General features: G+C 73.8%; 16 protein-coding genes. 6 read left to right on the forward strand and 10 right to left on the reverse strand.

Annotated elements, in window-relative coordinates; all coding sequences use genetic code 11:
• Positions 1–2: 2 nt before the first annotated feature.
• Genes lptF through C7456_RS07580 form a run of 3 tightly spaced genes read left to right on the forward strand, consistent with a single transcriptional unit; the run spans position 3 to position 2,917 of the window.
• Complete coding sequence (lptF, locus tag C7456_RS07570) at positions 3–1,109, forward strand: LPS export ABC transporter permease LptF (protein ID WP_109723145.1); 1,107 nt, start codon at positions 3–5, stop codon at positions 1,107–1,109.
• A complete protein-coding gene (lptG, locus tag C7456_RS07575) occupies positions 1,109–2,209 on the forward strand; it encodes an LPS export ABC transporter permease LptG (protein WP_109723146.1) in 1,101 nt (366 codons plus the stop codon). The genes lptF and lptG overlap by 1 nt, the downstream gene beginning before the upstream one ends.
• Positions 2,210–2,236: 27 nt before the next feature.
• Positions 2,237–2,917: an HAD family hydrolase gene (locus C7456_RS07580; RefSeq protein WP_109723147.1), complete on the forward strand. Its 681-nt coding sequence runs from the start codon at positions 2,237–2,239 to the stop codon at positions 2,915–2,917.
• Between the two features lie 10 nt (positions 2,918–2,927).
• Here the strand turns inward: C7456_RS07580 and phnD are convergent, their stop codons facing one another.
• From phnD to C7456_RS07615, 7 genes are all read right to left on the reverse strand, one after another.
• Positions 2,928–4,013 carry a phosphate/phosphite/phosphonate ABC transporter substrate-binding protein gene (gene phnD / locus C7456_RS07585; protein WP_109723148.1) on the reverse strand — a complete coding sequence of 362 codons (1,086 nt, stop codon included), beginning with the start codon at positions 4,011–4,013 and terminating at the stop codon, positions 2,928–2,930.
• A gap of 100 nt (positions 4,014–4,113) precedes the next feature.
• The gene (locus C7456_RS07590; protein WP_109723149.1) at positions 4,114–4,776 is read right to left on the reverse strand and encodes a LuxR C-terminal-related transcriptional regulator; all 663 of its coding nucleotides are present in this window, start codon (positions 4,774–4,776) and stop codon (positions 4,114–4,116) included.
• A gap of 140 nt (positions 4,777–4,916) precedes the next feature.
• On the reverse strand, positions 4,917–6,809 hold the full coding sequence (locus C7456_RS07595) for an ATP-binding response regulator (RefSeq protein WP_109723150.1): 1,893 nt from the start codon (positions 6,807–6,809) through the stop codon (positions 4,917–4,919).
• Positions 6,810–7,099: 290 nt separating this feature from the next.
• Complete coding sequence (locus tag C7456_RS07600) at positions 7,100–7,801, reverse strand: TVP38/TMEM64 family protein (protein WP_109723151.1); 702 nt, start codon at positions 7,799–7,801, stop codon at positions 7,100–7,102.
• Positions 7,798–8,355: a nucleoside deaminase gene (locus tag C7456_RS07605; RefSeq protein ID WP_109723152.1), complete on the reverse strand. Its 558-nt coding sequence runs from the start codon at positions 8,353–8,355 to the stop codon at positions 7,798–7,800. Before C7456_RS07605 ends, C7456_RS07600 begins: the two co-directional genes overlap by 4 nt.
• A 17-nt stretch (positions 8,356–8,372) precedes the next feature.
• Positions 8,373–10,157: a glutamine--tRNA ligase/YqeY domain fusion protein gene (locus tag C7456_RS07610; protein WP_109723153.1), complete on the reverse strand. Its 1,785-nt coding sequence runs from the start codon at positions 10,155–10,157 to the stop codon at positions 8,373–8,375.
• Between the two features lie 67 nt (positions 10,158–10,224).
• On the reverse strand, positions 10,225–11,289 hold the full coding sequence (locus tag C7456_RS07615) for a diguanylate cyclase (protein WP_109723154.1): 1,065 nt from the start codon (positions 11,287–11,289) through the stop codon (positions 10,225–10,227).
• A gap of 120 nt (positions 11,290–11,409) precedes the next feature.
• On the opposite strand from C7456_RS07615, the gene C7456_RS07620 reads away from it, so the two are divergent.
• Together C7456_RS07620 and C7456_RS07625 are read left to right on the forward strand one after the other, a co-directional pair.
• Positions 11,410–11,682 (forward strand): putative signal transducing protein, encoded by a 273-nt coding sequence (locus C7456_RS07620; protein ID WP_109723155.1) that lies wholly within the window; start codon positions 11,410–11,412, stop codon positions 11,680–11,682.
• 47 nt (positions 11,683–11,729) lie between these two features.
• Positions 11,730–12,248 (forward strand): adenine phosphoribosyltransferase, encoded by a 519-nt coding sequence (locus tag C7456_RS07625; protein WP_109723156.1) that lies wholly within the window; start codon positions 11,730–11,732, stop codon positions 12,246–12,248.
• A gap of 207 nt (positions 12,249–12,455) precedes the next feature.
• On the opposite strand, the gene C7456_RS07630 is transcribed toward C7456_RS07625, so the two are convergent.
• On the reverse strand, positions 12,456–13,052 hold the full coding sequence (locus C7456_RS07630) for a hypothetical protein (RefSeq protein ID WP_109723157.1): 597 nt from the start codon (positions 13,050–13,052) through the stop codon (positions 12,456–12,458).
• 22 nt (positions 13,053–13,074) lie between these two features.
• Positions 13,075–14,019 carry a DNA-binding transcriptional regulator OxyR gene (gene oxyR / locus C7456_RS07635; RefSeq protein ID WP_109723158.1) on the reverse strand — a complete coding sequence of 315 codons (945 nt, stop codon included), beginning with the start codon at positions 14,017–14,019 and terminating at the stop codon, positions 13,075–13,077.
• Positions 14,020–14,255: 236 nt separating this feature from the next.
• Between oxyR and C7456_RS07640 the strand changes: the two genes are divergently transcribed.
• Positions 14,256–16,934 (forward strand): M1 family metallopeptidase, encoded by a 2,679-nt coding sequence (locus C7456_RS07640; RefSeq protein ID WP_109723159.1) that lies wholly within the window; start codon positions 14,256–14,258, stop codon positions 16,932–16,934.
• Positions 16,935–17,087: 153 nt separating this feature from the next.
• Here the strand turns inward: C7456_RS07640 and C7456_RS07645 are convergent, their stop codons facing one another.
• The gene (locus C7456_RS07645) at positions 17,088–18,986 is read right to left on the reverse strand and encodes an ATP-binding cassette domain-containing protein (protein ID WP_109723160.1); all 1,899 of its coding nucleotides are present in this window, start codon (positions 18,984–18,986) and stop codon (positions 17,088–17,090) included.
• Positions 18,987–19,252: the final 266 nt, after the last annotated feature.

Below are 19,252 nucleotides of genomic sequence, written 5' to 3' on the forward strand. Positions count from 1 at the left end.
GCATGCTGAGCATCCTCGACCGTTATTTCCTGCGGGAGCTGGCGCAGACCGTGGTCGCCACGGTGGTGGTGCTGGTGGCGATCTTCGCCGGCACCTCGTTCGCCACCGTGCTCAAGCAGGTGGCCAACGGCAGCTTCCCGGCCAGCGTGATGTTCCAGGTGCTGGGCCTGAACATGCTCGACGGCCTGTCCACGCTGCTGCTGCTGGCCGGCTTCATCGGCCTGCTGCTGGGGCTGGGGCGGATGTGGCGCGAGAGCGAGATGCACGTGCTGGCCTCCTCCGGGATGGGGCCGCGCGGGCTGCTCAAGCCGATCGCGCTGCTCGCCCTCGCGCTGGCGCTGCTGGTGGGCCTGCTCTCGCTGTGGCTGGGGCCGTGGGCGGCGCGCACCTCCGACGCGCTGGTGGCGGCGGCCAACCGCTCGGTGATCGCCGCCGGCCTCGACGCCGGCCGCTTCACCGAGCTGCCCGGCAAGGGCGGCATCATCTTCGTCGACTCGCTCAGCCGCGACGGCAGCGTGCTCGGCAAAACCTTCGTCGCCGCCGAGCGCAGCGCCAAGGACGGCACGCGCAACCTCAAGCTGGTCACCGCCAGGCGCGGCCAGCTGTACCAGGAGAGCAACGGCGACAACCGCTTCATCGCGCTGTACGACGGCTGGCAGTACGAGATCCCGCTGGGCGGCGACAACTGGCGCAAGATGCGCTACGAGCGCAACGACACCTCGCTCTCCAGCATCCAGAACGACGACAGCGACGAGGACCCGGCGCACAACCTCGACATGGCCGCGCTGCTGCGCGCCGACAGCGCCGACGCGCGCGCCGAGCTGGCCTGGCGCGCCATCGCGCCGGCGATGATGCTGGTGCTGGTGATGCTGGCGCTGCCGATGGCGCGGCAGAGCCCGCGCGAGCCGCGCTTCGGCCGCCTGCTGCTGGCGGTGCTGAGCTTCTACCTCTACTACCTGCTGCTGGCGGTGTGCCGCGGCCAGCTGATGAAGGGCCACTGGCACCACGCCACGCCGATGTGGGGCGTGAGCCTGCTGGTGTTCGCCATCGCGGCGTGGATGTTCCGCAGCCAGTACGCCGCGCGCCGGCCGCGCAAGGCGGGCGCCTGATGGACGCCTTGCGCATCAAGCGGGTCGACTGGCTGGTCGGCGCCAGCGTGCTCGGCGCGGTGCTGATGGTGTGGCTGGTGCTCACCGGGCTGGACGCGGTGATGCAGTTCGTGCGACAGCTCACCCAGGTCGGCAAGAACGGCTACACCGTCACCGGGGCCATGGTCTACGTGCTGGTGACGGTGCCGCGCCGCCTGTACGAGATGTTCGGCAACGCCGCGCTGATCGGCGGCCTGATGGGGCTGGGCGGCCTGGCCGGCAGCGGCGAGCTGACCGCGCTGCGCGCCTGCGGGCTGTCCAAGCTGCGCATCGCCGGCTCGGCGGTGGGCGTGGTGGCGGTGCTGATCGCCGGCGTGGTGGTCCTGGGCGAGACCGCCGCGCCGTGGGGCGACCAGCGCGCGCAGGCGATGCAGCTCAAGCTCAAGGCCAACAACATCGGCATGGCCGGCAACACCGGCCTGTGGGCGCGCGACGGCGAGCGCATCATCAACGCCAAGGCCGCGCTGGCGCGGCAGACCGCCACCCACGCCAGCGTGCAGCTGGCCGACGTGCGCGTGTTCACGCTCACGCCGGACGGCCAGCTCGCGCGCTTCGACTGGGCGCGCACCGCCGAGCACGACGGCCGCAGCTGGGTGCTCGGCGAGGTGCGCAGCACCACGCTGGACGAGCAGGGCGTGCACAGCACCACCCGGGCCAGCGAGCGCTGGGACTCGGGGCTGGACCCGCGCATCCTGGAGCAGTCGGTGATCCATCCCGAGTACCTGCCGATGCGCGACCTGCGCCGCAACATGGCCTACCTGGAGGCCAACGGCGAGAGCCCCGGCGTGTACGCGCTGGCGTTCTGGGCGCGCGCGCTGTACCCGGTCAACGTGCTGGTGCTGGTGCTGTGCGCGATGCCGTTCGCGTTCGGCGCGCTGCGCTCGGGCGGCCTGGGCAAGCGCATCTTCCTGGGCATGCTGCTGGCGATCGGCTGGTACTTCCTGCAGAAGGCGATGGTGAGCTTCGGCACCGTCTACGGCATCCCGCCGATGCTGGCCAACCTGCTGCCCTCGGTGCTGCTGGCGCTGGCCGCGTGGCTGTACTTCCGCCGGTTCGCCTGAGCGGCGCGACGATGGGGCGCGCGGGCCATGGCTGACGCGGGCGTGCCGGCGCCCTTCGCGCTGGTGATCTTCGATTGCGACGGCGTGCTGGTGGACAGCGAGACGATCATCAACCGCGTGTTCGCGCGGATGCTGGGCGAGCACGGCTTGGCGCTGACGCCGCAGGAGACGGCGGAGCTGTTCACCGGCAAGGCCAACGCCGAGTGCCTGGCGCTGGCCGGCGCGATGCTGGGCCGGCCGCTGCCGGCCGGCTTCGCCGCGGACTACGACGAGCGCGCCCGCGCGGCGCTGGCCGCCGAGGTGCGCGCGATGCCGGGCATCGCCGAGGCGCTGGACGCGCTGGACGTGCCCTGCGCGGTGGCCTCCAACGGCGGGCACGCCAAGATGCGCGTCACGCTGGGCCGGGCCGGCCTGCTGCACCGCTTCGAGGGCCGGCTGTTCGGCGTGGAGGACGTGCCGCGGCCGAAGCCGGCGCCGGACCTGTACCTGCACGCGGCGCGCACCCTGGGCGTCCCGCCGGCCGCGTGCGCGGTGGTGGAGGACTCGCCCACCGGCGTGGCGGCCGGCGTCGCCGCGGGCATGACCGTGTTCGGCTTCGCCGCGCACACGCCGCGTGCGCGCCTGCGCGAGGCCGGCGCGCACGCGGTGTTCGACGCGATGGCGGGGCTGCCGGCGCTGCTGCGCGCGGCGCCGGCGCGGCCCGGCTAGGCGGCCGCGCCTACGGGCTGTCGCTGCGCTGCGACGGCGGCAGCGGCCGGTGGTCCTGTAGCTGGCGCACCAGCTCGCGGTGGTCCTCCTCGATGCGCTGCAGGCGCGCCTGCAGCGCCGTCGCGCTGACCCATTGCGCGCCCAGCGCGCGGCGCCGCTCCAGGCTGTACTCGATGTCGGCGAACGGCACCAGGGTGTCGTTGCCGGCCGGGGCGAAGCCGCTGATGTCGTGGATCAGGTGCAGCTTGGCCAGCTCGGCCGCGGCGCCGCGCCCGCGCTTGGCGTAGTGGGTGATGAAGTCGACGACGCGCGCGCGCAGCTCGGGCGCGAGGGCGCTGCGCACCACGATCACCGCGTGCGGGATCAGCGCGGACTTCCACAGCACGCGCAGCCGCGCGTACTGCTCGGGGAAGTGGTCGCGGAAGCGCTCGAGATCGGCGGTGTTGTTGCTGGCCACGTCCACCTCGCCGTTGGCCACCGCCAGCGCGTTGTTCTGGTGATTGTTCACCGCGACGCTGGCGAAGAAGGTGTCCGAGTCCAGCCCGCGCGGGGCGAACAGCTGCGTCTCCGGCACCAGGTAGCCGGAGACGGAGAGCGACTCGCCGCGCCCGTAGCGCCAGTGGTTGGGCCGGCGCAGCAGGTCGTCGACGCCGCGGATCGGCGAGTCCTTCTCCACCAGCAGCACCGCGCAGTAGCCGCGCGAGCCGTCGCCGCGGGTGAGCTGGGCGATCACCTGCATGCGGTCGTGCAGCACCGCGTCCAGCGCCATGCGGCCGGAGACGAAGGCCATGTCCACGCGGTCCTCGGCCAGCGCCTGCGCCAGGCCCTCGTAGGTGCTCACCGAGATGCTGCGCACCGGCCGCTGCAGGGCCAGCTGCATGTCGTCCAGCATCGGGCGCCAGGCTTCCAGCGATTCGGACGGGCCGCCGATCGGTAGGATGCCGAAGGTGAGCGGCTTGCCGGCCGGCGCGGGCTCGCCGGCGCGGCCGGGGGCGATGCCGGCGCCGGCCAGGCCGAGCGCGAGCAGCAGGCCGAACAGGCGCCACCTCGCGGGCGCGCGGCGTCGGGGCGGTGGCGTTCGGGCGATCCGTTCCATGCGGGCCTTTTCCCCTGCCGGCCCCGGACGGTCGCGTTGACCGGGCCGGCCCCGCGGGGGAGCATACGCTTCCTGCGCGCGCGTGGCGTGACAGGCGGTGTCAGAAGTCGTTGAGACGGCGCGAGGCGACCACCGCCTCGACGCGGTTGCGCACGTTGAGCGCGCGGAAGATCGCCGCCAGGTGGATCTTCACGGTGCCCTCGCTGATGCCCAGGTCGCGCGCGATCACCTTGTTCGGCTTGCCCTGCGAGAGCAGCCGCAGCACGTCGATCTGCCGCTCGGTGAGCAGCTTGCGCAGGCGCTCCTCCAGCGAGGCCGGCGTGGCGCGGGCCGGCGCGCCGTCGAGCGGCGCGGGCGCCGGGCGCGCCGGCTCCAGCATCATCGGCGGCACGTACACGCCGCCGGCCAGCGCCAGCCGCACCGCCGAGAGCATCACGTCGGAGGAATAGGCCTTGGGGATGAAGCCCTGCGCGCCGGCGGCCAGCAGTTCCTGCATCAGCGCCGGGTCCTCCGAGCCGGACAGCACCAGCACCGGCACGCCCGGCAGCTGCCGGATCGCCTCGTGCACGTGCTCGTGGCCCTGCGCGCCGGGCATCGCCAGGTCGACCAGCGCCAGCGCCGGCGGCGGCTCCTCGCGCAGCCGGCGGCGCAGCTCCTCCACGTCGGCCGCCACGGAGAACTCGGTGTCCGCGCCGAGCTCGGCCAGCTTGAGCTTCACGCCCTCGACGATCAGCCGATGGTCATCCGCGATCAGTATGCGCATGGGTCTTTCCGTCCCGGCGGCGGCGCGCCGCGGCGTCCGGCCGCGACCTGCGTGCCTGGCAACATAGCTACAGCCTGCGCCGCCGGCAACCGCGCCGGCACTGCACGGATGGCCTAGGCTGTCCGGCGTAGCGCGCCGCGCTACGCCGCGCTGCGCGCGGCCGTCCAGGCGGCCATCATCGCCTCGCGCAGCTGCTGCGGCGAGACCGGCTTGTACAGCACCGGGATGCGCGCGGCGCGGATCTCGCGCAGGCTGTCGCTGCGCGTCTCGCCGGTGATCAGCAGGCGCGGGAAGGCGGGGCCGCCGTCGCGGCGGTAGTAGCGGTCCAGCGCGGCGAGCACGTCCAGGCCGCTCTCGCCGTCGCGCAGGCGCAGGTCGGAGATGACCAGGTCCGGCGGCTCGGGCCAGTCCTCGGCGGCCTCCACCGCCTGCGCGCCGTCCTCGGCGGTGGCCACCTCGCAACCCCAGCTGCGCAGCAGGTAGCGGATGCCGGAGAGGATCGCCGGCTCGTCGTCGATCACCAGCACGCGCAGGCCGGAGACGTCCGCCGGCGGCTCCGGCGCGGCCAGGCTGTCGTAGCCGGCGCGCGCGGCCACCACCGGCAGCTCGAAGCTGAACACGCTGCCGCGGCCGTGGCGCGACTGCAGCCGCACGCGCGTGCCCAGCAGCTCGGCCAGGCGCTGCACGGTGGCCAGGCCCAGGCCCAGCCCGCGGCGCGGGCCGTCGTCGCGGTCGCCGGCGGGGTTCTCCACGCGGTAGAACTCGTCGAACACGCGCGCCTGGTGCTCGGGCGCGATGCCGCTGCCGGTGTCCCACACGTCCACCCGCACGTTGCCGTCGAGCCGGCGCCGCGCCACCACCAGCACGCCGCCCTCGCGGGTGTAGCGCAGCGCGTTGCTGACCAGGTTGTTGAGGATGCGCGCCAGCATCGTGCGGTCGCTGCGCACCCACAGCGCGGTGGGCCGCACCACCAGGCGCAGGCCGTGCTGCTCGGCCAGCATGCGGAAGTTGCGGCTGACCTCGTCGAACACCTGGTCGAGCGGGAACTCGCCGATCTCCAGCTGCATCGCGCCGGTCTCCAGCCGCGACAGGTCGAGCAGCTCGCCGAACAGGTGGTCGAGCGCGTCCACGCATTCCTGGATGTGCGCGATGCGGTCCAGCCGCACCGGGTCGTGCTCGTCCACCGCCAGCGCGGAGGAGAACAGGGTGAGCGCGTACAGCGGCTGGCGCAGGTCGTGCGAGGCGGCGGCGAGGAAGCGCGCCTTGGCCACGCTGGCCGCCTCCAGCGCCGCGTTCTTGCGCGCCAGCTCCTGCGTGGCCTGCTCGATCTGCCGCTCCATCCCGCTGTGCATGTCGTGCAGCGCGGCGGAGGCGGCGTTGAAGCCGCGCTGCAGCTCGCCGATCTCGGTGTCGTCGGTGACCGCCACCGCCACCGCGCGCTCGCCGCTGCCCAGCCGATGCACCGCGGCGGCGAGCCGGCGCAGCGGCGCGCTGATCCAGCGCGCCGCCTGCCAGCCGACCACCAGCGCGACGAACAGGCTGAGCACGAGCGCGATCAGCGCGTTGCGCAGGCTCGAGCGCTGCGCCGCGATCGCCTCGGCCAGGCTCACGTCGACCAGCACCGAGCCGATCGGGTGATGCGGGTCGTCGCGCGGCGCGATGTCGCGCAGCACGGTCAGGCTCTCGTGGCGGGACGCGGCGCCGGCCTGGCTCTCGGCCAGGATCTCGCCGTCGGCGGCGCGGATCTGCACGTGCGAGACGTGCGGCAGCTGCACCACCGACTGCGCGATGCGCACCAGCTCGCGGCGCTGCATGTTGCGCAGCGGCTCGGCCGAGATCGTGGCGGCCTGGGTGGCGATGGCGTCGGCGGCGTTGCGCGCCATGCCGTGCAGCGCGGCCAGCTGGTGGCGGGTCAGCATGGTGACCAGCAGCACCGCGGTGACCAGGGTCGGCACCAGCGCGATGAACGCCAGCCGCTGCGTCAGCGTGGTGCGCCGCCACAGCCTCACCAGCCAGGAATCGGCCTGTGCCATGCCTGCCCTCCCGCGGCGCCCGGCGCCGGCGCGACGAGCCTAGCGCGATCGCGCCGCGGCGGCAGCTAGGCCATTGGCGAGGGGCGGGCCGGACCTCCGGCGTAGGGCGGGCCCGGGCTCCCGGTGCCTGTTCGCGGGTACCCCGTGCTCCCCGCCGGGAGCCGCCTGCGCGCGGGCCGGGGGAGAAGGAGTGGATGATGGTGCGTGATGGCGCGGCATGGGGTAGGGCGATGGTCGGGGCATCGCGGCCTCCGGCCGCGACCGGCCCGGCGCGAAGCCGCCCCAGGCCCTCAGCCGGGCCGCCGGCGCCGCAGCAGCCGCTGCGCCAGCAGCGGCAGCAGCACCAGCACGGCGATCGCGCCCAGCGGCAGCAGCACCTGGCGGTGCAGCAGCAGGCCGAAGCCGATGCGGTCGCTCTGGCGCAGCGCGTCGCCCAGGCCGGCGCCGATCGAGGTCTCGAACACCAGCGACACCGTGCCGCCCAGCCAGGTGGCGCCGAGGAACAGCCACAGCGGGCAGCGCAGCCAGGCCAGGCAGATCGTCACCAGCCCGAACGGCGCCACCGGGATGAAGCGCAGGAACAGCGTGTAGCTGACCGGATGGCGCTCGAAGCCGTGGTGCAGCCGCTCCACCAGCCGCGGCGGATGGCGGCTGCCGGCGCCGAAGGCGTAGCGGCTGGCCAGGTAGAGGATCAGCGAGCCCAGCGTCAGCGCGACCGAGGACAGCGCCGTGCCCTCCGCCACGCCGAAGGCGAAGCCGCCGGCGAAGATGACCAGCACGGTGCCGGGCAGGCCGGTGGACACCGCCAGGGTGAGCAGGCCGACGTAGGCGGCGCGGCCCAGCCAGGGGTTGTCGGCCAGCTGCGCCTTGAGCTCCTGCTGGTGCGCGACCAGCTCGGCCGGGTGCAGCCGGTCCAGCACGCCGGAGGCGAACAGCACGATGCCGGCGGCGACCAGCAGCAGCAGCGGCAGCGCGGCGCGCAGCCGGTTCAATAGCTCGGCCCGCTTTCGCCGTAGGCGGCCAGCACCGCGCGCGCCTGCGCGCGCAGGATGTCGCGCCGCACGGCGATGCCGCGGCGCTCCAGTTCGCCGGTCCAGTCGGCGGGCAGCGGGCCCTCGTCGAAGTCGGTCAGCTCCCCGACGTCCTCGGCGCGCGCGCCGATCAAGAGCTCGTCGATGCCCGCCCACACGGTGGCGCCGTAGCACTGGCAGCACGGCTGCGCGCTGGTGGCCAGCGCGTAGCGGCCGCCGGCCTCGTTGAGGCGGTGGGCGGCCAGGCGCTGCTGCGCGGCCATGTAGGCCATCATCTCCGCGTGCGCCACCGAGCAGGCCTGCGGCACCACGCGGTTCACCCCGGCCGAGACCAGCCGGCCGTCCTGGTTGAACACCGCCGCGCCGAACGGGCCGCCGTGGCCGCGCGCCACGTTCTCGCGGGCGAGCGCGATGGCCAGCCCGACGCGCTCCTCGTCGGTCAGGTAGCGGCGGCGCTCGTCCGCCACCTCGCCGATCCACGGCGGCAGGGTGAGGTGGATCTGCAGTCGCAGCATGGGTGCCCTCCGTGGCCTTACTGCGCGCCGGCCTGCTTCGCCCAGGTGTCGCGCAGGGTGACCGCGCGGTTGAACACCGGCGCGTCCGGCCGGTGGTCGAGGCGGTCGCTGACGAAGTAGCCCAGCCGCTCGAACTGGAAGTGCGTCTCCGGCGCGGCCTGCGCGGCGGCCGGCTCCACCCAGCCGCGCACCACGCGCTTGGCCTCGGGGTTGATGTGCTCGATCCAGCTCCTGCCGTCGCTCTCGTCGTCCGGCGCGGGCACGTTGAACAGGCGGTCGTACAGGCGCACCTCGGCGGCCACGGCATGCCGCGCGCTGACCCAGTGGATGGTGCCCTTCACCTTGCGGTCGGCGCCGGGCATGCCGTGGCGCGAGGCGGGATCGAGCGTGCCGCGCAGCTCGACCACGCGGCCGCCGGCGTCCTTCACCACGTCCTCGCACTTGACGATGCCCACCCCGCGCAGGCGCACCTCGCCGCCCGGCACCAGGCGCTTGAAGCCCTTGGGCGGCACCTCGGCGAAGTCCTCGCGCTCGATCCACAGCTCGCGCGCGAACGGCACCTGGCGCGCGCCCTGCGCCTCGTCCTTCGGGTGGTTGGCGAAGGCGAGCGATTCCTCGTGGTCCTCGGGCAGGTTGGCGATGACCAGCCTGAGCGGGTCGAGCACCGCCATGCGCCGCGGCGCATGGTCGTCCAGGTCCTCGCGGATGCAGTTCTCCAGCAGCGTGTAGTCGATCACGCTGTTCTGCTTGGACACGCCCAGCCGCTCGATCAGCAGGCGGATGCCGCCCGGCGTGAAGCCGCGCCGGCGCAGGCCGCGCAGGGTGTTCATGCGCGGGTCGTCCCAGCCGTCCACCAGGCCGCGCTGCACCAGCTCGGCGAGCTTGCGCTTGCTGGTGATGCAGTAGCTGAGGTTCAGCCGCGAGAACTCGATCTGGCGCGGCTTGCTCGGCTGCACGTCCAGCCCGGCCGCCTCGGCCACGGGACGCCACAGCTCGGGGTGGCCGGCCAGGTCCACGTTGTCCACGCACCAGTCGTACAGCGGGCGGTGGTCCTCGAACTCCAGCGTGCACAGCGAGTGGGTGATGCCCTCGATCGCGTCCGACAGCGCGTGCGCGAAGTCGTACATCGGGTAGATCGGCCAGGCGTCGCCGGTGTTCTGGTGCGGCACCTTGCGGATGCGGTACAGCGCCGGGTCGCGCAGGTTCATGTTGCCCGCGGCCATGTCGATCTTCGCGCGCAGCGTCTTGCTGCCGTCGGGGAACTCGCCGGCGCGCATGCGCCTGAACAGGTCGAGGTTCTCCGCCACGGAGCGCCCGCGGTACGGCGAGTCGCGGCCCGGCTCGGTGAGCGTGCCGCGGTACTCGCGCATCTGATCGGGCGAGAGGTCGTCCACGTAGGCCTTGCCGTCCTCGATCAGCTTGAGCGCGGCGCGGTAGAGCACCTCGAAGTAGTCCGAGGCGTGGCGCAGGTCGTGCCATCCGTAGCCCAGCCAGCGCACGTCCTCCTTGATGCCCTCGACGAACTCGGGGTCCTCCTTGCCGGGGTTGGTGTCGTCCAGGCGCAGGTTGCACCAGCCGCCGAACTCGCGCGCGATGCCGAAATCCAGGCAGATCGCCTTGGCGTGGCCGATGTGCAGGTAGCCGTTGGGCTCGGGCGGGAAGCGGGTGCGGATCGCGCGGTGCTTGCCGCTGGCCAGGTCCTCGCGGACGATCTGGCGGATGAAGTCCCGCGCCTCGGGCCGCTGCTCCTCGGCCGGCGCGGCGGCGGTGACGGTGGGGCGGGCGGCGGGTTCGGTCGACATCGGCGAAGCTCGGGCGTGGCGGAAACGCCCAAGTTTACCCTGTCGCCGCCGGCGCGCGGCGCGGCGTTCAGCCGCCGCCCGCGGCGTGCGGGCGGCGCGGCAGGCCCACGCGGTTGCGGCCCTGCAGCTTGGCGCGGTACAGCGCCTCGTCGGCCTGGTGCATCCAGGCGCCCAGGTCGGCGGTGCCCGCGTCGAGCCCGGCCACGCCCAGGCTCAGCGTCCAGGCCTGCGCGCCGCCGGGATCGTCCGCGGGGCGGCCGGCACGGCAGCGGATCCGCTCGGCCACCGCCAGCGCCTGCGCCAGCCCGGTTTCCGGCAGCACCACGCCGAACTCGTCGCCGCCGAGGCGGCCGGGCGTGTCGACCTCGCGCAGGTTGTCCTCCAGCAGGCGCGCCAGCTCGCACAGCACGGCGTCGCCGGCGGCGTGGCCGCGGCTGTCGTTGACCTGCTTGAAGTTGTCCACGTCCAGCAGGATCAGCGCGGCCGGGCGCTGGTTGCGCTGGTAGCGGCGCAGCTCCAGCGCGGCGGCTTCCAGCCAGTGCGTGCGGTTGGGCAGGCCGGTGAGGCTGTCGGTGCGGTTGAGGCGGTCGAGCAGGCGGTTCTGTTCGCGCACGCGCTGGCTCAGCGCGTGGTTCACCGTGCTCACCCAGACCGGGTAGAGCATCAGCATCGGCAGGCAGGCGAACACGTTGAGCGTGTCGCTGTGCCATTGCACCGGGAAGCCGAGCAGCCCGCCCACCGCCACGCAGGCGACGGCCTCCAGCAGCAGCGACAGGCCGAACAGGCGCCAGCCGCCGGCGCCGACCCGGTCCATCGCCAGCATGGACAGCAGCAGCGCGCTGGGCAGCAGGTTGAAGCGCATCAGCGCCACCCATGCGCCGGCGGACGCCGCGTCGAGCAGCAGGTTGCGCTGCTCGGTGCGGTTCGGCTGCCTACTGCGCGTGGAGATCAGCCAGGCCAGGTGCGGCCAGGCGTAGCCGTTCAGCGCGAGCAGCGCCCACAGCCAGCCCGGCGCGCGCTGCTGCCACAGCACGCTGGCCACCGGCAGCGCGGCCAGCGCCAGGCCCAGCGTGCGCAGGCGGTGGACCAGGCGCACGAAGCCCAGGCATTTGTCGTGTTCGCGGACGGCCATGCTCCCCCATGAGTCGTCGTCGCAGCTCGGCAGGGCGGACGATAAGGCCGCGGCGGCGGCCGCGCCAGCCGTTCGCCGCCGCGCTTGCCTCGCGGCCGGCGCGGGGCTAGCGTGCGGGCCATGCGTACCGTCTACCTGGCCGAGACCCTGATCGACGCGCACCTGGTGAAGGATGCGCTCGAGCGCGCCGAGATCCCCGCCTTCGTCGCCGGCGAATACCTCACCGGCGGGGTCGGCCAGCTGCCCGCGCGCGACTTCGTGGCGGTGCAGGTGCCGGCGGCGGCCGTGCCGGCGGCGCAGGCGGTGGTGCGCGAGATCGCCGCGCGGCTGGCCCAGGCGCGCGAGGCGGCTGCGGAGCCGGCCTGCGGCCTGGCCGGGCAGCCGGCGTCCTGAATCTCCTCCCGCCGGCGCGCGGCGCCGGCCGCCACCTCTGGAACCGCATGAACGACCTGGCCCGCCTGATCCGCGCCGTGCCCGACTTCCCCCGGCCCGGCGTGCTGTTCCGCGACATCACCCCGCTGCTGGCCGACGCCGGCGCGTTCGCCCGCTGCATCGACCTGCTGGCCGAGCCGTGGCTGGGGCAGGGCGTGCGGGCGGTGTGCGGGATCGAGTCGCGCGGCTTCATCTTCGGCGCCGCGCTGGCGCAGAAGCTCGACGCCGGCTTCGTGCCGCTGCGCAAGCCGGGCAAGCTGCCGCCGCCGCTGGTGGAGGTGGACTACCGGCTGGAGTACGGCACCGACCGCCTGCAGGCGCGCGACGACGCGCTGCGCCCCGGCGAGCGCACGCTGGTCGCGGACGACGTGCTGGCCACCGGCGGCACCCTCGCCGCCGCGCGCGAGCTGGTGGCGCGGCTGGGCGGCGAGCTGGCCGGCGCCGCGGTGGTGATCGAGCTGGGCGCGCTGGGCGGCCGTGCGCGCTGGGGCGATGGCCCGCCGCTGCACGCGCTGGTGCGCTACTGAGCGGCGCTCGCCCACCCGGCGCCGGGGGCGGCCTGGGCGGGCCTGGCATCGGGGCCTTGGCGGTCTCGCGTCAGGTCGACCGCGGCCGGAGGCCGCTCCCCCAGGGAGCCTCGCAAGCCTTTGTGGAAGCGGCCTGCGGCCGCGATGCCTCGACCTCGCTCCCCGCCATGCCGAGCCGTCGCGGACCGGGCGCGCGTGAACGGGTCCTCAGGGCGTCGCGGTCTCCGCGCGTTCCACGTACACCAGCTCGCAGGCGCCGTTGCCGGTGTCCTCGCGGCTGAGCGAGCTGTGCCACTGCCAGCCGTCGGCGCGGCTGGCGTCGACCAGGAAGCCCTCCAGGTGCACCAGCTGGCCGCGGCGCACGCGCTCCAGCGCGTCGCGCACCTGCCCGTCGGCCGGGATCAGGTGCATGTTGGCGCTGTGCGTCTCGATCTCGCGGCGCGGGATCGGGAAGTCGTCCGCGTGCCACCAGTAGAAGCGGCCGGACTGGCTGACCTCGATGCGCGCCAGCACCGCGCTGTCGGACATGCGGCCCCAGCCCAGCGCCAGGTCGAGCGGGGCGAGGAAGGCGCCGGCGTCGTGGTAGTCCTCGCGCGCGAGCACGCGCGCGGTGAGCGCGAAGTGCGCGCGCGTGCGCAGCGTGACGTCGCCGCGCCGCAGGACGGCGCCGTCGTCCAGGTCCACCTGCTCGGGGTCGTCCGGCGCCAGCACGCCGGGCGGCGGCGTCACCGCGCGGTGCTTCCACGCCGAGGCGGCGCCCCACAGCACCAGCAGCGCCAGCGCGACGAGCGCGAGCCGGCGCATCAGCGGCGTTCCGCGGCTGGCGTCATGCGCGGGCCCGCGCCTTCGGCGGGGCCGGCTGGGTGGCCGGGCGCAGCAGCTCGGCGGGCATGCCGCGGATCATCTCGGCGAAGCGCTGCAGGAACGGGCCCATCGAGGAGCTCTTGCGCCACACCAGCGCGATCCGCCGGCTCGGCGGGTGGCCGGCGAATTCCAGCAGCTGCACGTTGCCGGTGCGCGGCACCGGCGGCTTGATCGCCAGCGTCGGCAGCAGGGTGATGCCCACGTCGGCGGCCACCATCTGCCGCAGCGTCTCCAGGCTGGTGGCGCGGAAGCCGGCCTTCTCGCCGGCGCCGGCCAGCTGGCACACCTCCAGCGCCTGGTCGCGCAGGCAGTGGCCGTCCTCCAGCAGCAGCAGGTTCTCGTCCTCCAGGTCGCTCAGCTTCAGGCGGCCCTTGTGCTGCGCCAGCGGGTGGCGCTCGGGCACCGCCAGCACGAACGGCTCCTCGAACAGGAACTCGGCGTGCAGGCTGTCCTCGTGCAGCGGCAGCGCCAGGATGCCCGCGTCCAGCGCGCCCTCGCGCAGCATCTTCACCACCTGCTCGGTCTTCTCCTCGGTGAGCAGCAGCTCCAGCCGCGGGAAGCGCCGGCGCACCAGCGGCACCAGGTGCGGCAGCAGGTAGGGCCCGAGCGTGGGGAAGATGCCCAGCCTGAGCTTGCCCGCCTCCGGGTCGCGCGTGCGCTGCGCGATCGCCTTGATCTCCTCGATCTCGGCCAGCACGCCCTTGGCGCGGCGGGCGATCTCGCGGCCGGTCTCGGTGAGCAGCACCTTGCGCGGCGTGCGCTCGACCAGTGCCACGCCCAGCTCGTCCTCCAGCTTCTTGATCTGGGTGGACAGGGTGGGCTGGCTGACGAAGCTCGCCTCGGCGGCGCGGCCGAAGTGGCGGTGCTCGGCCAGCGAGACGAGGTAGTGCAGGTCGCGCAGGTTCATGGGGCGTCTTCGGCTTCCATAGTTGCCGTCTATGATTGTGGTGGCTGCCATCGGCCGGAACAATCCCCGGCATCCGCGCCTCCGCCGTCGTGCACCGCATCGACCGCGCGGGCGGCCCGCTCCCGCGCCGCGCCGCCGGGCGGCGACGGGCCCCGCCATGCCTTCTGGCACTGTGCCGCAAGTCATGCCGGAGCCTAGCTTGCAGGCCCGTTTCCGTTGTCCCAGGGAGTTCCCCGATGCGAGGCCTAGCCCGTCCCCTGCTGCTCACCGCGCTGGCCGCCTGCTGCGGCGCCGCGCTCGCCGCCCACGCCGACGAGGTGCCGCACGGCAAGCTGCCGCGCTGGGCGATCCCCGAGCACTACCAGCTCGCCTTCAAGGTGGACCCGCGGCAGCAGGACTTCTCCGGCACCACCACGATCAAGGTGAAGCTCACCCAGGCTTCCGACCACGTGTGGCTGCACGGGCACGACCTGAAGGTCGCCAAGGTGGTCGTCACCGACGCCGCCGGCAAGCGGCACGCCGGCAAGTACGTGGACGCGGCGCCCAAGGAGGGCGTGGCGCGCATCGACTTCGGCAGCACGCTCGAGCCGCAGGAGATCACCCTGGCGATCGACTACAGCGCGCCGCTCAACCTGCAGCTGCAGGGCCTGTACAAGGTCAGCCACAAGGGCCAGCCCTACGCGATGACGCAGATGGAGCCGATCAGCGCGCGCTACGCCTTCCCCGGCTTCGACGAGCCCGGCTTCAAGACGCCCTACGACATCAGCCTGACCATCCCGAAGGACGAGGTCGGCGCGGCCAACACCCCGCAGGTCAGGGAAACCCCCGCCGGCGACGGCTGGAAGACGCTCACCTTCGCGCGGACGCCGCCGCTGCCGACCTACCTGGTCGCCTTCGGCGTCGGCCCGTGGGACGTGCAGCCCGGCCCGACCATCCCGGCCGGCGCGTACCGCAAGGAGCCGATCGAGCTGCGCGGCATCGCCGCGCGCGGCGAGGGCCACCGCATGCAGCACGTGCTGAGCGAGACGCCCAGCATCATCAAGACGCTGGAGGACTACTACGGCTTCGGCTACCCGTTCGGCAAGCTCGACCTGGTCGCCGCGCCGGACTTCTCCGCCGGCGCGATGGAGAACCCCGGCTTCGTCACCTTCCGCGACTGGCTACTGCTGCTCGACCCGGATTCGCCGGCGCAGTACGTGCGCGGCTCCTTCAACGTCACCGCGCACGAGCTGGCCCACCAGTGGACCGGCGACACCGTGACGCTGGCCTGGTGGGACGACCTGTGGCTCAACGAGGCCTTCGCCACCTGGATGCAGCAGAAGGTCACGCAGAAGGTGCACCCGGAATACCGCGCCGACCTCGACCGCGTGCGCGGCGCCGAGGGCGCGATGAACGGCGACAGCCTGGTCACCACGCGCAAGATCCGCCAGCCGATCACCGGCAACGGCGACATCGAGACCGCCTTCGACGGGATCACCTACCAGAAGGGCGCGGCGGTGCTGGGCATGTTCGAGGGCTACGTGGGCGAGGCCACGTTCCAGAAGGGCATGCGCGCGTACATCCAGCAGCACAAGTTCGGCAACGCGACGGCGGACGACCTGATCGACGCGATCGCTCTGGCGGCGGACAAGGGAGCGGACTTCAAGCAGGCGTTCCGCAGCTTCCTCGACCAGCCGGGCGTGCCCTACGTGCAGACGAAGCTGGCGCAGCAGGGCGGCAAGACGGTGCTGGAGCTGAGCCAGAGCCGCTACCTGCCGGTGGGGAGCAAGGGCGACGCCAACCACGTGTGGGGCGTGCCGGTGTGCGTGCGCTACGGGGTGGCGTCGGGCAGCAAGGTGAGCTGCGAGCTGCTGGACAGGCCGCGGGGCACGATGGTGCTGGAAGGCGCCACCGCGTCGAGCTGGGTGCTGCCCAACGCCAACGGCAGCGGCTACTACCGCTTCGGCATGGCCAAGGCGGACCTGGCGGCGCTCGGCAGGCGGATCGGCAAGCTCGACGACGCCGAGCAGCTGGCCTACGCCGACGCGGTGGGCGCCGCCTTCCGCCACGGCGACCTCGACGCGGGCGACGTGCTGGCCGCGCTCAAGCCGCTCACCGCCTCCAAGGTGCGCGAGGTGGCCACCGCGCCGATCGGCACGATCGGCTGGATCTACCACCAGGAAGCGCAGACCGACGCCCAGCGCGCGCGCATCGTCGCCTGGATGAAGGACGCCTACCTGCCCGAGCTGCGGGCCCTCGGCTACCGCCGCAAGGCCGGCGAGGCCGACGGCGACTCGCTGATGCGCAGCACGCTGGCCGAGCTGCTCGGCCTGGACTACAAGCTGCCGGAAGTGCGCGCCGAACTGCTCAAGCAGGGCGACGCGGCGCTGAAGGCGAAGGACGGCCGCCTCGACTTCGCCGCCGCCGATCCGGACCTGCTCGGCGCCGCGCTGGGCGTGGCCGTGCAGGAGCGCGGCAAGGGCGCGGTGGACGCGCTGATCGCCGAGCTGCCCAAGACCAGCGACCCGGCGCTGCGCAACGCCATCCTCGCCGGCCTGTCCGAGGCCGACGACCCGGCGCTGGCCGAGCAGGTGCGCAACTTCGCGCTCGACAAGCAGGTGAAGGTGGGCGAGATGGCCGCGCTGCTGCGCGGCGGCCGCGACACCCAGGCGCAGCGCGACGCGGTGTGGAACTGGTCGGTGGCCAACTACGACAGGATCCTCGCCCGTACCGGCAGCTTCGCCGGCGGCCGCCTGCCGGCGATGATGGGCGGCGGTGGCTGCTCGCAGGCCGAGGCGGAACGTCTGCAGGCGTTCTTCAAGACCCGCGCGAAGGACGTCGCCGGCGCCGAGCGCGGCCTGGCGCAGACCACCGAGTCCACGCTGCTGTGCGCGGCGCTGAAGGCCAGGCAGGACCCGGCGGCGATCCTGCGCTGATCCTTCGCCGGGTCGCCGGCGATGCCGGGCGGTGCAGGCCGTCCGGCATTTCTTTGCCTCCGGCGTCCGGCCGATCCCGTGCCGCCGCGCGCTCCGCTTCGGCCCGCGCGCGGCGCAGCGTTGCCCCGCCGGAGCGGCCGCCCGCGGCGGCGTTCAGCCGTCCAGTTCCGCCCAGCGCGCGTAGGCGGCGTCGAGCTCGGCCTGCAGCTTCGCCAGCTCGGCGTTCGCCGCGGCGATGGCCGCGCCGCCCTGCTGGAAGAAGGCCGGGTCGTTCATCGCCTCGCCGCGCGCGGCGATCTCCGCCTCCAGCTGCTCGATGCGCGCGGGCAACCGTTCCAGCTCGCGCTGGTCCCTGTAGCTCAGCTTGCGCTTCGGGCCGTCGCCTGCGCGCGCGCCGGCGTCCGGCGGCGGCACGGCCGGGGCCTCGGCGGCGGCCGCGGCGGGCGGGTTCCGCCCCTCGCCGGGGCGGCGGTCGCCGGCCGGGCGCTGCCGCAGCCAGTCGCTGTAGCCGCCCACGTACTCGCCCACCCTGCCGTCGCCCTCCAGCACCAGCGTGCTGGTCACCACGCTGTCGAGGAAGTCGCGGTCGTGCGAGACCAGCAGCAGGGTGCCGGGGTAGCCGGCCAGCAGCTCCTCCAGCAGCTCCAGCGTCTCCACGTCGAGGTCGTTGGTGGGCTCGTCCATCACCAGCAGGTTGGACGGCTGCGCGAACAGCTTGGCCAGCAGCAGGCGGTTGCGCTCGCCGCCGGACAGCCGCGTGATCGGCGCGCGGGCGCGCGCGGGCGTGAACAGGAAGTCCTGCAGGTAGCCCAGGATGTGCTTGCGCTGGCCGTCGAGCTCGATGTACTCGCGGCCCTCGGCCACGTTGTCCAGCGCGCTGAGGCGGTCGTCGAGCCGGCTGCGGTGCTGGTCGAAGTAGGCCACCTGCAGGCCCGTGCCCAGCGTCACCTCACCGCGCTCGGGCTTCAGCTCGCCGAGCAGGATCTTCAGCAGCGTGCTCTTGCCCGCGCCGTTGGGGCCGACGATGCCCACGCGGTCGCCGCGCAGGACGGTGGTGGAGAGGTCGTCGACCAGCACGCGGCCGCCGTAGGACTGGCGCACGCGGCTGGCCTCGATCACCTTGCGGCCGGAGGCCTGCGCCGCGGCCAGGGTGATCCGCGCGTTGCCGGCCAGCTCGCGTCGCTCGGCGCGCTCGCGGCGCATCGCCTTGAGCGCGCGCACGCGGCCCTCGTTGCGCGTGCGGCGGGCCTTGATGCCCTGGCGGATCCACGCCTCCTCCTGCGCCAGGCGTTTGTCGAACAGCGCGTTGGCCTGCGCCTCGGCGTGCAGGCGCTCCTCGCGCCGGCGCAGGTAGTTGTCGTAGTCGCCGGGCCAGCTGGTGAGGCGGCCGCGGTCGATCTCGACGATGCGGGTGGCCAGCGCGCGCAGGAAGGCGCGGTCGTGGGTGACGAACACCAGGCTGCCGGCGAAGGACTTGAGGAAGCCCTCCAGCCAGCCGATCGCCTCGATGTCCAGGTGGTTGGTCGGCTCGTCCAGCAGCAGCACGTCGGGCTGGCGCACCAGCGCCTGCGCCAGCAGCACGCGGCGCTTCATGCCGCCGGAGAGCGCGGCGAAGTCGAGGTCGCCCGGCAGCTCCAGGCGCGCCAGCACGTCGCCCACGCGGCGGTCGATGTCCCAGCCGTGGCGCGCCTCGATCTGCGCCTGCACCGCGCCGAGCGCGTCCAGGTCGCCCTCGTGCAGCAGGTGGTGGTAGCGCGCCAGCAGGCGGCCGAGGTCGCCCAGCCCCGCGGCGACCACGTCGAACACGCTGCCGCGCGTGTCCTGCGGCACCTCCTGCGCCATGCGGGCGACCACCACGCCGTCCTGCGCGCGCCGCTCGCCGTCGTCGGGCTTCAGCTCGCCGGCGATCAGCCCGAGCAGGGTGGACTTGCCCTCGCCGTTGCGGCCGACGATGCACACGCGCTCGCCGGCCTCGATCGACAGGTCGACGCGTTCGAGCAGGAGGGGGCCGCCGACGCTGAAGTCGACGCGCTGGAGCTGGATCAGGGACATCGGGGCATTGTACCGGGACGGCGCCGCCGGCCCGCCCGCGGCGGCGGCATGAACGCGCTCTGAATGCGGCGCGTGCGACCGGCTTGAACGCGGCGCGTGCGTTCCCCATTAGGGGCGTCGCCAGCGCCGCGGGGCGGTTCCCCGCGACGGCGCGAGGCGTTCCGTATCGAGCGGCGGATGCGGTTCGTCCGCGGGCCATGCGCCCGACTGCCGGTGACTCCGGCGCATCCGCATCCTTGCCCTCGTGCCGGCCCGCCCGCGCGCCG

Source organism: Fulvimonas soli, from assembly GCF_003148905.1.
Taxonomy (GTDB): Bacteria; Pseudomonadota; Gammaproteobacteria; order Xanthomonadales; family Rhodanobacteraceae; genus Fulvimonas; species Fulvimonas soli.